Source organism: Streptomyces sp. NPDC059788 (genome assembly GCF_042732265.1).
Taxonomy (GTDB): domain Bacteria; phylum Actinomycetota; class Actinomycetes; order Streptomycetales; family Streptomycetaceae; genus Streptomyces.
The window spans coordinates 72528-86329 of the sequence record NZ_JBHWHY010000039.1 but is presented as its reverse complement, the minus strand read 5'-3'; the positions used below and the strand labels follow the sequence as shown (position 1 = coordinate 86329).

The 13802-nt window shown below is 69.0% G+C and carries 14 protein-coding genes; 10 read left to right on the top strand and 4 right to left on the bottom strand.

Annotated elements, in window-relative coordinates; all coding sequences use genetic code 11:
- Positions 1-289 precede the first annotated feature (289 nt).
- On the bottom strand, positions 290-1165 hold the full coding sequence (locus ACFV57_RS30170; RefSeq protein WP_385238690.1) for a LysR family transcriptional regulator: 876 nt from the start codon (positions 1163-1165) through the stop codon (positions 290-292).
- A gap of 102 nt (positions 1166-1267) precedes the next feature.
- Between ACFV57_RS30170 and ACFV57_RS30165 the strand changes: the two genes are divergently transcribed.
- The 8 genes from ACFV57_RS30165 (at position 1268) to ACFV57_RS30130 (ending at position 10452) form a co-directional block, all read left to right on the top strand.
- The gene (locus ACFV57_RS30165; protein WP_385238688.1) at positions 1268-1825 is read left to right on the top strand and encodes a GNAT family N-acetyltransferase; all 558 of its coding nucleotides are present in this window, start codon (positions 1268-1270) and stop codon (positions 1823-1825) included.
- A gap of 920 nt (positions 1826-2745) precedes the next feature.
- The gene (locus ACFV57_RS30160) at positions 2746-3153 is read left to right on the top strand and encodes a cytochrome P450 (RefSeq protein WP_385238686.1); all 408 of its coding nucleotides are present in this window, start codon (positions 2746-2748) and stop codon (positions 3151-3153) included.
- Positions 3147-4034: a hypothetical protein gene (locus ACFV57_RS30155; protein ID WP_385238684.1), complete on the top strand. Its 888-nt coding sequence runs from the start codon at positions 3147-3149 to the stop codon at positions 4032-4034. The genes ACFV57_RS30160 and ACFV57_RS30155 overlap by 7 nt, the downstream gene beginning before the upstream one ends.
- Before the next feature lie 32 nt (positions 4035-4066).
- Positions 4067-5692, top strand: coding sequence for an AMP-binding protein (locus ACFV57_RS30150; RefSeq protein ID WP_385238682.1), 1626 nt, complete (start codon positions 4067-4069; stop codon positions 5690-5692).
- A 235-nt stretch (positions 5693-5927) separates the two neighbouring features.
- Positions 5928-6377, top strand: a complete 450-nt coding sequence (locus ACFV57_RS30145; RefSeq protein ID WP_385238680.1) for a nuclear transport factor 2 family protein — start codon at positions 5928-5930, stop codon at positions 6375-6377.
- A gap of 333 nt (positions 6378-6710) precedes the next feature.
- A complete protein-coding gene (locus tag ACFV57_RS30140; protein WP_385238678.1) occupies positions 6711-7295 on the top strand; it encodes a (2Fe-2S)-binding protein in 585 nt (194 codons plus the stop codon).
- Complete coding sequence (locus tag ACFV57_RS30135; protein WP_385238676.1) at positions 7295-8272, top strand: FAD binding domain-containing protein; 978 nt, start codon at positions 7295-7297, stop codon at positions 8270-8272. The genes ACFV57_RS30140 and ACFV57_RS30135 overlap by 1 nt, the downstream gene beginning before the upstream one ends.
- Entirely contained in the window at positions 8269-10452 is a 2184-nt protein-coding gene (locus tag ACFV57_RS30130; RefSeq protein ID WP_385238674.1) for a xanthine dehydrogenase family protein molybdopterin-binding subunit, read from the top strand. Before ACFV57_RS30135 ends, ACFV57_RS30130 begins: the two co-directional genes overlap by 4 nt.
- 17 nt (positions 10453-10469) lie before the next feature.
- Here ACFV57_RS30130 and ACFV57_RS30125 read toward each other — a convergent pair whose 3' ends face one another.
- Positions 10470-11375, bottom strand: a complete 906-nt coding sequence (locus ACFV57_RS30125) for a LysR family transcriptional regulator (protein WP_385238672.1) — start codon at positions 11373-11375, stop codon at positions 10470-10472.
- A gap of 75 nt (positions 11376-11450) precedes the next feature.
- On the opposite strand from ACFV57_RS30125, the gene ACFV57_RS30120 reads away from it, so the two are divergent.
- A complete protein-coding gene (locus tag ACFV57_RS30120; protein WP_385238670.1) occupies positions 11451-11852 on the top strand; it encodes an ACT domain-containing protein in 402 nt (133 codons plus the stop codon).
- Between the two features lie 99 nt (positions 11853-11951).
- Here the strand turns inward: ACFV57_RS30120 and ACFV57_RS30115 are convergent, their stop codons facing one another.
- A complete protein-coding gene (locus ACFV57_RS30115; RefSeq protein ID WP_385238668.1) occupies positions 11952-12245 on the bottom strand; it encodes a transposase in 294 nt (97 codons plus the stop codon).
- 147 nt (positions 12246-12392) lie between these two features.
- Positions 12393-12719, bottom strand: coding sequence for a beta/gamma crystallin domain-containing protein (locus ACFV57_RS30110; RefSeq protein ID WP_385238666.1), 327 nt, complete (start codon positions 12717-12719; stop codon positions 12393-12395).
- A gap of 149 nt (positions 12720-12868) precedes the next feature.
- On the opposite strand from ACFV57_RS30110, the gene ACFV57_RS30105 reads away from it, so the two are divergent.
- Positions 12869-13627: a GNAT family N-acetyltransferase gene (locus tag ACFV57_RS30105; RefSeq protein ID WP_385238664.1), complete on the top strand. Its 759-nt coding sequence runs from the start codon at positions 12869-12871 to the stop codon at positions 13625-13627.
- The last annotated feature ends 175 nt before the right edge of the window (positions 13628-13802 follow it).

Sequence of the window (13802 nt, the reverse complement as noted above, 5' to 3'; positions counted from 1 at the left end):
CGGGGGGCGGCGCCAGGTAACGAGGGGTGACGGTCACGGCGACGGTGACGGTGACGCTGCCGTCGCTGTTGGTGACGTTGTGTACCGCCCTGCCACCTGTTGCCGCGGAACCCAGAAGCGCCCGCAGGCAAAAGGCCAGGAGAGCCGCACCGCCGCCCCGGGCCATCCGGCGACGGGCCGTACTCCCCCGCCGTAAACGCAGCTCATGGTGTTAGCCGTTGTTGAGCAGTCGGTGTCACACGTATGGACAGGCTGTTTTCCGCGCGGCGGTGGTCGTGGGTGCGGTACCTCAGGGCTCGGAGTGGTTCAGTGCGTTGATCACGGCAGCGATGGCGGGTTCGGCGGCGCGTTCGCGGTGGTGGGCCGCCATGAGGTCGACGTGCCACTCGGGCATGTCGCTCACGTCGAGTTCGATCAGGGTGCCGGCGGTGAGGTCGCGTTCGATCGTGGCGCGGGTGAGGACGGCGACGGCCTGCCCGGAGCGCGCGAGATCGGCCGCCGTCTCGGCGGAGCTGACGCGATAGAGCTGGTGCGCGCGGGTGGGGGCGTCCAGGAGCTGTTCGTGGAAGAGGTTCGCGCCGCTGCCCCAGAGGTTCACGGCGAGGGGATGGCCGCTCAGCCGTGCGGTGTCGCAGGGATGTGCCGTGAGCGGGTGGTCCGGGTGACAGGCTGCGATGACCGGCTCGCTGCGGAACTTGTGCAGCCGTACCTCGTGGGCGTGCGGCATCGGCAGGGTGATGGCAATGTCGGTCGCGCCCGTGGCCACTCGTTGGAGTGCGTCCTGACTGTGCTGGTCGTCGACCACGACGGCGTATCTGAGCGGCTGCAGGGCACCGATGACGAAGGGGACGGCCAGCGGTGCGTAGCTGGCGTGGGCGGTCATGTGCAGGGTGCCCTGGGTGTCGTCCTCCCGCGCGATGTCCAGGGCACGGACCGACAGATCCAGGCATCGCTCCGCGTGGGGCAGCAGCCGTTCTCCCGCGGGCGTCAGTGACACTCCTCGGCTGGACCGGTCGAGCAGCGGCTGACCGACGAGCCGTTCCAGCCTGCGCAGCCGCTCGCTGACGGAGGGCTGGGCGATCCGCAGCTCACGTGCCGCGGCGGACAGCGAGCCGGTGGATGCGGCGGTGACGAAGACGCGCAGGTCCGCGAGTTCCAAAGCCATAGGCGCACCCTATGGCCAGTGGCTTCGGATCATGGGGTTCTGCGCGGTCGGCGGCGTCCATAGCGTGCCGGTATGACATCCCGTTGTGATGAGGAGCCTCTCTTGCGCGAAATCCACGAGGACGCTGCCGAACTCGTCCCTGCGAGTGAGCGTGATCTGCCCGGGATCGTCGCCATCCAGGATCACCTGGCCGCGACCTCGCACGCCCGGTTCGCCACCAGGCCGCAGTCCATGGAGGAGCGGCGTGAGTGGTTCGCGCAGTTCGCGGGGACGGGTCCGTATCGGATGCTCGTCGCCCGCCGCGGTGGTCAGGTCCTCGGTTATGCCTGTAGCCAGCGCTATCGCGATCAGGACGCTTTCCGGGAAACGGTCGAGGTGAGCGTCGGGCTCGGCGAGGACAGCAGAGGACAAGGGCTGGGAACCGCCCTGTACCGTGCACTCTTCGGTCTTCTGGCCGACGAGCCGGTACACGTGGCCCTCGCCGGCATTGCCCTGCCGAACGATGCGTCGGTGTCCTTGCACCGCAAGTTCGGCTTTGCCGAGATCGGGACCTTCCGGGAGTACGCCGTGAAGAACGGCCGGTATCTGAGTTCCATGTGGATGCAACGCCTGCTGTCCGCTCCGTTCTCGGCACCGGATTGGAGCGGACCGATGCCTTGAGCTGTGTCAGGACTGTACGGGCGCAGGACGCGGGGCGGCCGGCAGAAGCGTGCCGTGGCAGCAGGTGGCGGCATGTTCGTCGGCCTCGAAGACGGCGTCGAAAAGGGCGGTGTATTTTGCGCCTGCCGAGAATGCCGCCCGTGCAGCGAGTGATCTTCGCCGAGGGGAAGCAGGGGGCCGGTTTGCGCACTGGTTGGCCGGTCGTCTTCGTCGACTCGACAAGTACGGCGCCACCGTTTTCCTGTGCCATGCGCCGGGTGCATTGGGGCGATCCGCAACTTGCGTTGCCAATGATCCGATCGGCCGTGGATGCTGGCTCGCATGACGCAGCACGAGACCATCACCGGACGTGGCCTGCACAGCTTGGTCGGCACCGCGGGTGCGGCCGCCACCGTCCCGATGGACGGCAGCGAAGCTGCGGCACGGGCGACGACAAGGGAAGTCACCGTACGCATGACCGGCCGCGGGTCGGCCATGTGGCTGACCGCGGATCCGCGGGCAGCGCTGCTGGACGCGTTACGGAAGCGATCATGGCTTCCCGGCATCCCTGCTGGTACCGGGCCGTTGGCGGCAGCTTGGCATCCAAGATCCACACCCGCCGCGAGGTCGACCAGGTCGGCATTCCGGCCTCTGGGAGGAGAGCGGAGTGGTTGCTGATGTCGGATCCGCCATGAGCACACCCGTTTGCGGCGTTTGCCGACCGCAAGGTTCACGGTCCGGCAGGGCCGGGCGCCGGGCCGCGGATGCAGGCGGTCGTCGACGAGCATCTCGACGCGCGTGAGCATGGCGCGGGTGCGCTTTCCGATGAGGTGAGGTCTGATCGGTTTCGCGGACCTGCCGCTGAACGCCGGCCGTGAGACCACTGCGAACGTGATCCCGCTCGGCACGTCGGCGTTGCTGCGCCATCCTGACCAGCTCCGATGATGCGAGCGTGGCTGCGCCACACCTCGGTTCTGCACGCCGGTTTCGTCCGGGTTGCTGTCGAGGGCGCCTCGATCGGCGGGCATCCGGTGCTGTGTGGTGACCACGTGGCTACCTCGTTGCCCGCCGCCAACGGTGATCCGGCACTGCCGGAAGACGGATATGGCCTCGACGGCACCCCTACCCGCTGCCCGCATGTGGCCTTCGGCCACGGTATTCATCACTGTCCCGGCGCGACGTTGACTCGTGTCGAACTGCAGCTGACGCTTCCGGCGTTGCTGCGGCAATTCCCCGGGGGCCGTATCGCCGCCCCTGTCGCTGCCCCTGCTTCCAAGGACCGCGCGCTGATCTACGGGCTGCGGTCCCTGCCCCTGGCCTGGTGCCCCTCTCGAAAGGAACGATGTTGACCATCGACCTACAGCCCGCCGCCACGCTCCCGGCCGAGGCCGACTTTCCCGACCACCGGCAGATGGTGCAACGGTTCGGGGACCTCGCTCCGGATGGCACGACGAGCACGGTGGCTCTGTCGCGCATGTTCGAGCATCCACTGGTCGATCTGCGTTTCGCGCGCTTCGACAAGCTCGTGGCCAAAGGTGGGTTCGGGCCGTTCCGTTTCCTGTTCGTCGGTCAACGTGTCGAACGGCACAGGGCGTTCGGCAAGAATGGTGAGACCGTCCGGATCGGTACCGGCATCCGGGCGATCGGGCGGTCCTCGTACACCTACGGTCAGGGGATGTTCGCCGGCGGGCAGCTCGTCGCCACCGCCGAGGGCACCATGGTCCTCGCGGGCGAGTCCAAGACGATCCCCTTGCCGGACGAGCTGCTCGCCGATCTTGAGGAACTGAGGCTGCCGGAAGCAGGCGTGGCAGCCGCCGCGAGACCCGATCCGCGCCGCCTCGCGCGGCAGTACTACCCGGCCACCGCGACCGTCCACGCCCGTGTCGGGGACGTCGATCACAACCGGCACGTCAACTACATCGCCCAGCTCGGCTGGTACGACGAGGCGATCGCGGCTCATGCACACGGCCTGCTGGGCGACGGCTCCGCCAGGAGGCTCCCGCGGTTCCTCCCCTGGCGCTACCAGGTGAACTACCTCGGCGAGGTCCATTACCCCCGCGCCTACGACATCGGGATCGCCGTCAGCGGACACGACGAGCACTCCGTGCACTACGAACTGGGACTGTTCGACAGCGCACACTGCCTGGGGACGGCGGACGCCACCGCGCCACGCGGTGCGCTCCCCGGCGCCGCGCTCGCGGACGCGGCGCCGTCCGCTTCGGACGCCTAGCGCAGGGCGGCTCACGAATCATGCCGAAATTCTTGACGGAGTCATACTGGCCTGCCGGCACCAGCGCACCGGTGGCGGAGCTGACCACCGGAGACCTGTTGCGGGAGGCCGTGCGGGACGCCGGGGCCCAGACCGCCCTGGTCGAGGTCGCACCGCCGGACACCCTGTCGCCGTCCGGCGCCGAGCGCACCGATCGCCGGTGGACCTACCGGCAGCTGCTGGCCGAGGCCGAGCAATGCGCGCACTGGTTGCTGGCCCGGTTTTCCCCGGGCGAGCGGATCACGGTCTGGGCTCCCAACATCCCCGAATGGATTGTTCTCCAATACGGTGCGGCCTTGGCCGGTCTGGTGGTGGTGACCGCCAACCCGGCGCTGCGAGCCGCGGAACTGCGCTTTGTACTCAAGCAATCCCGCTCGGCCGGGCTCTTTCACACCGCGGCGTTCCGTGGCAGTGACATGACCGCGATCGCCCGGGACGCCGCGCACGGGCTCCCGGAACTCAGAACGACCGTCTGTTTCGCGGATTGGCAGACGACCGTGCGCGCCTATCAGGGCAGCGGGCCGCTTCCGGAGGTGCGCCCTGGTGAGGCCGCCCAGATCCAGTACACCTCCGGCACCACCGGTTTCCCCAAGGGAGCGTTGCTGCACCACCGCGGACTGGTGACCAACGCGAAGTTCATGATCGACCGGGCCCAGCTGCCCGAGCGGGGCGCTCTGGTGTCCGCTACGCCGCTGTTCCACACGGCCGGCTGCGCCATGGGGGTGCTCGGCAGTGCCCACCGACGAGCTTCCTTCGTCCTGTGTCAGCTGTTCGACCCCGCGCTCGTGCTCACCGCGGCCCAGGATCACCGGGCGGACATGCTCGGCGGGGTCCCGACGATGCTCATCGCGCTGCTGGATCACCCGGGATTCGAGCAGTTCGACCTGTCGCACCTGTCGCGGGTGCTCTCCGGCGGCAGTCCCGTCCCGCCCGAGCTGGTCCGTCGCGTCGAGGACCGCTTCGGAGCCCGGTTCACCGCTGTCTACGGCCAGACCGAACTCTCCCCGGTGATCACCCAGACGAGCCCCGACGATTCACCCGAGGACAAAGCCACCACCGCCGGCCGTCCACTGCCGCGGGTCGAGGTCGCCATCCGCGATCCGCAGACCGGGGACATCATGCCGGTCGGGCAGCCCGGGGAGATCTGCGCCCGTGGTCACCAAGCCATGCTCGGCTATTTCGAGCTGCCCGAGCGCACCGCCGAGACCATCGACCCGGCGGGCTGGGTGCACACCGGCGACCTGGGCAGCCTCGACGAACGCGGCTATCTCACGGTCACCGGACGGCTCAAGGACATGATCATCCGGGGCGGGGAAAACATCTACGCCACCGACATCGAGCAGGTCCTGTTCACCCACCCGAAGGTGCGCGACGTCGCCGTCATCGGCCTGCCGGACCCTGCCTGGGGCGAAATAGTCGTCGCCGTGCTCGTACCCGTCGAGCCCGGCCAACCCCCCACAGCGACGGAGCTGCACGACTTCTGCCGCGCACGGCTGGCTCCCCACAAGACACCGGTGCGCTGGCTCCATACCACTGAACTACCCCTCACCGGCTCCGGGAAAGTCCGGAAACACCGGCTCCGCGAGCAGGTCGACCACGCCGGGCTCCAGGAACTGTAACGACGGCGCCATGGCCCGGATGCGGCGAATTTCCGGGCTGTCGCAGTTTCCGCGACATCGAGGCCGGGCGATATCCGACGTCGGCTTCGAAAATCGGCGGCAGTAAACCCGCCGTTCGGTCGGGGCGGGCAGGACTCCCATGGGGCACCCCCTGCTGCCCTTTCGCCGCACGGCAACGGCCCCGGCGTACTACTACGCAGGGTCCGTAAACCATTGCAACATCTCAGGAGGTCAAGTGCTCGACATTCAAGAAATTTCCGACCGGTTGGAGATCCAGGGGCTGCTGGTGGCCTACGCCACCGCGATCGACAGCAAGGATTTCGCCTCCCTGGACGGGATATTCACCGAAGACGCCCATATCGACTACACGACATTCGGTGCCATCGCGGGCACCCGCGCCGAAATGCAGGAGTTCCTCGCTTCGAGCATGGCGCAGTTCACCGCGTGCCAGCACCTGATCGCCAACCCGGAGATCCGCTTCGACGGCAACCGCGCGACGGGACGGGTGATGTGCCTGAACACCCTCGGCTTCCCGACCGAGAACGGCGATCCGCGGATCGCGCTGCTGGGCATGTGGTACATCGACGAATACACCCGCACACCCGCGGGCTGGCGGATTTCCCGGCGAAGCCAGGAACGCAGCTGGACACAGGGGCTCGGCGACGTCCCCGGAAACACACGCTGACCCGTGTTCCCGGACGGTGGGCACCCACGACGAACTTGGGTTCCCCATTCCCCGAGCGCCGACGCGCGACGATGACGTCATGAGCGCCCCCTGCCTCGTGGGCGCGGCAGCGGAACTCCTGCCGCGCCCACGAGGCTTTCCGGCCCGTCGTGAGGTTTACCGCGACGTTGGACCGTCCGCGTGCTTCAGCCGATGACGGCTGCGCCACAATCTCGGCTCCGCACGGTTGCGGCGGAAAACCGGCGGATCTCCCGCCCGCCATGCACTCAACGCATCGCAGTGATCCGCAACTTGCGTTGGTGACGCCCCGGTCGGCGGTGAATGCTGGATTGCATGACGCAGTACGACACCATCACCAGACGCGGGCTGATCGGCCTGGTCGGCACTACGGCGGCGGCCGCCACACTGCCGTCGGGCAGCGGCGAAGCGGCGGCGCAGACCACTACGACGGGGGACATCCCCGTGCGCGTGACCGTCAACGGGTCGGCGACGTCGCTGACCGTGGATCCGCGCGTGACATTGCTGGACGCGTTGCGGGAGCGGCTACAGCTGCCCGGCACGAAGAAAGGCTGCGACCGCGGTCAGTGCGGCGCGTGCACCGTGCACGTCGACGGGCGGCGGGTCGTGTCCTGCCTGACCCTGCTGGCCACCTTGGACGGTGCGTCGGTGACCACGATCGAAGGGCTGGCCGACGGCGATCGCCGACATCCCGTGCAGCGGGCGTTCGTCGACCACGACGGCCTCCAGTGCGGATTCTGCACCCCGGGGCAGATCATGTCCGCCGCCGCAATCATCGACGAAGGGGGTGCCCGCACCGACGCGGAGATCCGCGAGCAGATGTCCGGCAACATCTGCCGCTGCAGCGCGTATCCGGGCATCCTGGCCGCGATCCGCCAGGCACGGACGGAGATGCGCTGATGCGCGCGTATGTGTTCGAGCGTCCTGGCACCGTGGACGACGCGGTGCGACGAGCCGGTTCCGGCACCGTGTTCCTCGCGGGCGGCACGACGCTCGTGGATCTGCTGAAGCTCGAAGTCATGGCTCCCGACCGCGTTCTCGACATCAACCGCCTGCCGTTGCGCGGGATCGACGCGACGGGCGGCGGGCTGCGGATCGGGGCGCTGGAACGGATGAGCGACGTGGCGGCGGATTCCCGCGTCCGCCGCGGCTACCCGATGCTGAGCCAGGCGCTCGAACTCAGCGCGTCCGGCCAGCTCCGCAACATGGCCAGCATCGGCGGGAACCTGTTGCAGCGCACGCGATGCGGTTACTTCCGCGACGTGAGCACGCCCTGCAACAAGCGGCGGCCGGGCAGCGGGTGCCCGGCGATCAAGGGCGAGAACCGGATGCATGCCGTGCTGGGGACCAGCGGCTCGTGCGTGGCCACCCATCCCAGCGACCTCGCCGTGGCTCTTGTCGCGCTCGATGCCCGGGTACAGCTGCGGGGCAGGGACGGCATCCGCACTGTCGAGCTGCGCGACTTCTACCTGCTGCCCGGTGAGACCCCGCACCGCGAGCATGACCTGCGGCCCGGCGAACTGGTCACCGGTGTTGTCGTTCCGGATCTCGACTGGGCTCAGCGCTCGGTCTACCTGAAGATCCGCGACCGGCAGTCGTACGAGTTCGCGCTCTCGTCGGCGGCGGTGGCGATCCGGCGCGACGGCGACACCATCGTCGAGGCGCGCGTGGCGGTGGGTGGTATCGGCACCCGGCCATGGCGGTTGCCCGCGGTCGAACAGGCACTGGCCGGTCGGCCAGCGGCCGAGGCCACCTACGTGGCGGCGGCCGCCAACGCGGCGGACGGTGCTCGTGCGTTGCGGCACAACGCTTTCAAACCGGAGCTGATGCGGCGTACCGTCGTGCGTGCGCTGCTGGAACTGGAGCGTACCCGATGACCGTCTCTCCGCTCGGACGCGAGATCGATCGCGTCGACGGGCCTTTGAAGGTCACCGGCCGTGCGCCGTACGCCGCCGACTACCGGCCCGAGGGCCTGGTTCACGGCCATCTCGTCCAGGCCACCGTCGGCCGGGGAACGGTTCGCGGCATGGATGTGTCCCGTGCCGAAGCCGCGCCCGGGGTCATCGCCGTCTTCACGCCGTTCCGTCCGCTCCGGCTCAAGCCGCCGAGCGGTGAGAGCGGTGAGAACTACAGCGCGTTGCAGGACACCGTTGTCCGATTTCGCGGCCAGATCATCGGTCTGGTCGTGGCCGAGACCTTCGAGCAAGCTCGGGACGCCGCCGCGCTGGTCTCCGCCGACTACGCGGTCACGACGTCACGGACCTCGCTGGTCGACGCCGGCCCGGGCGTGTCACAGGGCGTCGTGCAGAAGCTGGCCCCTGGTGTGTCCTCCATCGACGCCGTACTCGCGTCGAGCCCGGTCACCATCACCACCTCGGTCACCCAGCACGCCCATCACCACATCGCGATGGAGCCCCACGCCACGACCGCGGTGTGGGTCGACGACCAGCTCACCGTCTTCTGTGGAGCGCAGGCGCCGCAGCGGTCCGCCGCGACGATCGCCGCTCGGCTCGGCGTCGAACCCGCCAAGGTGCGGCTGATCTGCCGCTACACCGGCGGTGGTTTCGGCCAGCGCTCACCGGTGTGGAACGAGGCGCTGCTGTGTGCCGCTGCCGCCCGCGCGCTCGGCCGTCCGGTGAAACTGGTGCTGAGCCGGGAGCAGGTGTTCACCGCCATCGGCCACCGAGGAGCCGTCCGGCAGACGGTCCGGCTCGGCGCCGACGCCGACGGCAGGCTCCGCGCGCTCAGCCATGACAGCGACGCGGAGTTGCCCGCGGCCGGCGGCTGGCAGATGATGCCCGGCCGCGACACCTCGGCGGTGACGTACCGCACCCCGAACATCCGGATCGACCAGCGACTGGTCACGCTGGACACGCCGCCGACCTGGTCGATGCGGGCCCCCGCGGAGGCGCCCGGCATGTTCGCGCTCGAAACCGCGATGGACGAACTCGCCGTGCGCACCGGAGTCGATCCGGTGGAACTGCGGCTGCGCAACTACGCGACGGAGGACCCGGTCGAGGGCCGCCGCTTCTCCAGCAAGTACCTCGACGAGTGCTACCGGGTCGGAGCCGAGCGGTTCGGCTGGACCCGGCGCCAGGCGCGTCCCCGGTCGAGGACCGACGGTGACTGGCTGATCGGCATGGGGATGGCCAGTGCGATCTACCCGGCGTGGCGCCAGCCCGCCTCGGCGCGGGTTCGGTTCCGCGACGACGGTCACGTCGCCGTCGCCTCGGCCACGTCCGACGTCGGCACCGGCGCCTTCACCATGCTGGCGGCGGTCGGGGCGGAAGAACTGGGCTTGCCGGTCGGCTCCGTCACGGCGGAAGCGGGCGACTCCGCACTCCCGCCCGGTGGTGTCGGAGCGTTCGGGTCCAGCGTCACGACGAGCACCGTGCCGGCGGCGCAGGCAGCGTGCCGGGCGGCCGTCAAGGCGCTCATCCGGTCGGCCGTGGACAATCCGCGATCCCCGTTCGCCGGCATCGACCCCGCGGCTGTGTCCTACCGAGAGGGCCGGATCGAGGCGACCGGCACATCGGTCGACTTCCGTACCCTGCTGCGGGGCATGGATGTGCCGTACGTGGAGGCGGTCAGCACCGCGGCACCCGAGGCGGGCGCGGCGCAGTACCGGTTCCACTGCTTCGGTGCCCACTTCTGCGAGGTGCGGGTCCACCGGCTGACCGGTGAGCCACGGGTCGACCGGTTCACTTCGGTGTTCGACGTAGGGCGAGTCGTCAACGCCAAGGCGGCCCGCGGCCAGCTCATGGGAGCGATCATCTGGGGCATCGGGCACGCCCTGCTGGAGGCCGATCCGATCGGGCCGGAGGGAAGGTTCGCCGCGGCGAGCATGGCGGACTACCTCGTCCCGGTCCATGCCGACACACCGGAGATCGACGTGCACTGGCTGGACCGTCCGGACCCGCACATCAGCGAGTTCGGCGCCCGCGGGCTGGGCGAGATCGGTCTGGTCGGCTCCGCCGCGGCGATCGGCAACGCCGTGTTCAACGCCACCGGGGTCCGCGTCCACGACCTGCCGATCACGATCGACAAACTGCTGTGAGCCGGTACGCGCGGCTGTCAGCCGGTCAGATCCAGTGCCGCCGCGCGGATCATGTCGCGCAACCAGGAGTGCATCGGGTCGGATTCCAGCCGCGCGTGCCAGATCATCCCGTACGGAAACGCGTCGAACTCCTCCGGCGCCTCGACCAACCGCACCCGTGGATCGGTGACCGCCCGCAGTTCCGCGAGCCGCCGCGGAATCGTCGCCACGAGAGCCGTACCGGGCAGGACGTCGAACGTCGAGCTGAAGTGCGGAACCCGCACCGCGGCCCGCCTGCTGTGGCCGAGCGTCTGCAGCAACCGTTCGATCATGGGTTGCTCCTGGTGCAGCAGCGTGACCACCACGTGACGGGCGACGACGTAGTCGGCCAGTGAGAAGCGGTCCCGCACCGGGTGGTCGCGGTCCACGACGCAGACCATGTCGTCGGTGAACAATCGCTCCCACCGCAGCCGGGTGGCGGGGCGGAGCACGGACAGTGCGATGTCGGCCCGGCCTCGTTCGAGGTCCGCGTACGAGTCCTCGTCCCGCGGTTCGATACGGACTTCCAGCTCGGGCGCGGCCGCGAGGAGCAGGGGCAGCAGGTGCGGCCCCAGCGTCGAGGTGGTGTAGTCGGTGCCGATGACGCGCACCACCCCGGTCGCCGTGGAGGGATCGAAGCCCCGGCCGGCCACGAGGCTCTCCAGCCGCGGCAGGAGCAGGGCGAGTTCGCGCTGCATTTCCCGCGCGCGAGGGGTCAACTCGTAGTCGCCGCCGGACCGGACCAGAAGCTCGTCACCGAACAGCGCGCGCAGCCGCTGCAACGTGCGGCTCATGGACGACTGGCTCAGATGGAACAGCCCAGCGGCCCGGGTCACATTTCGTTCCTCAAGCAGGATGGAGAGAGCACGCAGTTCGTGCAACAGCCCAAGATCACTGTGCGACATGCGCACAGTATGCATCCGCGTCGGGCCGGGTATCGAAAACGCGGACCATTCGTAGGTTGCGATAGGTTGCTGAGCATGCCTGGTGAGAGTGATCTGCAAAAACTGCTGGCGGGAATGCGGCCCGAGCTGAACGCGGGCTGTTACGTGTTCGCCACCGCCGATGATGGTGTCGTCCCGCCGGGCGTGACCCCGGTCGTCACCGTCGCTGAACGGGAAGGACTGACTCTGGTCCTGTCCCGGCAAGAGGCGGATGCGGCGGGGGTGGCGTATGAGTACGTGGCGGGCTGGATCACGCTGCGGGTCCACTCGGCGCTTGAGGCGGTCGGCCTGACCGCCGCCGTGGCGCGCGAACTCACTGATGCGAATCTGAGCTGCAATGTGGTCGCCGGTTTCCACCACGACCACCTTTTCGTGCCCTACGAGCAGGCCGCTCAGGCGGTCGCGGTACTGGAGGGGCTCGCGCGACGGTCCGCCTGAGACGGTATGGACGATGCTGGGCACAGCCACTCGTTGAGGGCCGCTACGGCGACGGTCGCGTCGTAGCGCGCTACGGGGTTGTCGTACCGCGGACCTTCTTCAGGGCGGGCTCGAACTGCGGGGAGTCGCCTCGCTGCCCGGCGGTGATCGCGAGCACCAGGCCGAGGTGTCGACGAGAAGGTGGCGTTTGGTGCCCGGCACCTTCTTGCCGCGGTCGTACCCGTACCGGCCGCCGCGCTCGGCGGCCTGGACGCTCCGGCTGTCCAGCACCCCGGCACTCGGCGCCGGCTCCCGTCCCTCACCGACGCGTTTCCGGGCCCGCAGGGACGCAAGGATCTCCTCCCGGCGTCCCTCGATCCGCCACTGCCGCCCGCCCGGCCTCGGCGGTGGCACCAGCGGATCGAGCACCGCCCGCTACACGTCAGACAGCTCCGTTGGGTGTGCACGACGCTGCCCGGCCATCCCGGCCTCCCCCAACACAGCAATTACCGACTCGTCTGCCTTGAACAGGCCTGCTCGGACAACCTCCGACTGCGGAGATCAGTAGATCTCGATCCGGGTCACCTTGTGGATGTGTCCAGGATTCCACGACCTCCACTTTTCCAGAGTGACACTTTCAAGATTCGGGTTGTTCACGTCTCGCTGGAACTGAATGTTCACCTTGTTGTTCCCCGACTCGACCCAGTTGATGCCGTAAATGGCAACCCCGATGAACCCACGGTCGGCGAAGCAGAGAATATCCCTGCCGTCATTTCCGTGAAGTTCCAGGTAATCGTTCCGGTCGCAGTTCACGCGGTGGGTGCGCAGGGAGCTGTCGGTCGGGGTGCTGGCGGCGGCAGACGCAGTCGCGGCGACCACGGCGGTCACCGCGGCTGCAGCGACGCCGAGCCGGCGTAAGCGAGGTCTTCACCGAGGAGCGCGCAGGGCCTCCTGGACAAGCTCTGCTCTATTCTCGACTCCATGATCGAGGAACGGCCGATCGCGGGCATCCCGATGTGCGAAGGGGGCGCGACCGCGTGAACAGCGAGAACATTCTGGCGGGACTCGACGAGGAGCGCCGGGCCTCAGGGGAGAACTCCGGACGGGGCGTCGTCCGCGAGCACGCGACGGACGGCTCCGAGTGCCGGATCGTGTACGCCCGCTGCGCTCCCGAGGAGCTGGACGACGTCATCCGGGAGGAGACCGCACTGGCGCGGTCGCGCAACTACACCCTGGAGTGGAAGTTGTACGGCCACGACACCCCGGCGGACCTGGCCGGCCGGCTCACCGCCGCCGGGTTCGAGCCGGACGACCAGGAAAGCGTGCTGGTCCTGCCCCTGGACGGCGCGGACCTGGCCTCCTTCGACGCGGCGGGCCGGGACATCCGCCCCGTGACGGACAAACAGGGGCTGGCGGACTACGCGCAGATCGCCCGCGCGCTCGGCCGCAAGAACGCCGAGGAGGAACGGCAGCGGCTCGCCGCCGAACTGCGGGACGACCCGGCGGCGATGAGCATCCACATCGCCTACGTCGACGGGAAGCCGGCCTCGTGCGGCCGGGCCTACTTCCGGAAGGGCGGCAAGTACGCGGAGCTGGCGGGCGGCCGGACCGTCCCGGAGCACCGGCGGCAAGGACTGTTCACCGCGCTGGTCGGCAGCAGGCTGCGGCAGGCGCGTGAGCGGGGGCGTACCCATGTCTTCGTGGACGCGCTGCCGACCTCCGAACCCACCTTGCGCAAGCTGGGGTTCGAGGTCGTGACCTGGACCAGGCCCTTCGTGTACGAACCCGGCGCCTGAGCCGGCCCGGAGAGCGGGAGAGGAAGGGCGAAGGCACATGACAGCGGATGTCGCCGTGGTCGGCAGCGGGCCGAAGTAGCGTTCAGGCGTTGGCCCGGTCCTGGGATCGGTCGCGGTGTTCGGTCGCGGTGTTCGGTCGCGGTGTTCGGTCGCGGTGTTCGGTCGGGCGGATGCC

Coding starts and splice junctions, on each gene's coding strand:
- ACFV57_RS30170 (WP_385238690.1), bottom strand. CDS start 1,165: ATGGCTTTGGAACTCGCGGACCTGCGCGTCTTCGTCACCGCCGCATCC.
- ACFV57_RS30130 (WP_385238674.1), top strand. CDS start 8,269: ATGACCGTCTCTCCGCTCGGACGCGAGATCGATCGCGTCGACGGGCCT.
- ACFV57_RS30140 (WP_385238678.1), top strand. CDS start 6,711: ATGACGCAGTACGACACCATCACCAGACGCGGGCTGATCGGCCTGGTC.
- ACFV57_RS30120 (WP_385238670.1), top strand. CDS start 11,451: ATGCCTGGTGAGAGTGATCTGCAAAAACTGCTGGCGGGAATGCGGCCC.
- ACFV57_RS30125 (WP_385238672.1), bottom strand. CDS start 11,375: ATGTCGCACAGTGATCTTGGGCTGTTGCACGAACTGCGTGCTCTCTCC.
- ACFV57_RS30155 (WP_385238684.1), top strand. CDS start 3,147: ATGTTGACCATCGACCTACAGCCCGCCGCCACGCTCCCGGCCGAGGCC.
- ACFV57_RS30135 (WP_385238676.1), top strand. CDS start 7,295: ATGCGCGCGTATGTGTTCGAGCGTCCTGGCACCGTGGACGACGCGGTG.
- ACFV57_RS30160 (WP_385238686.1), top strand. CDS start 2,746: ATGATGCGAGCGTGGCTGCGCCACACCTCGGTTCTGCACGCCGGTTTC.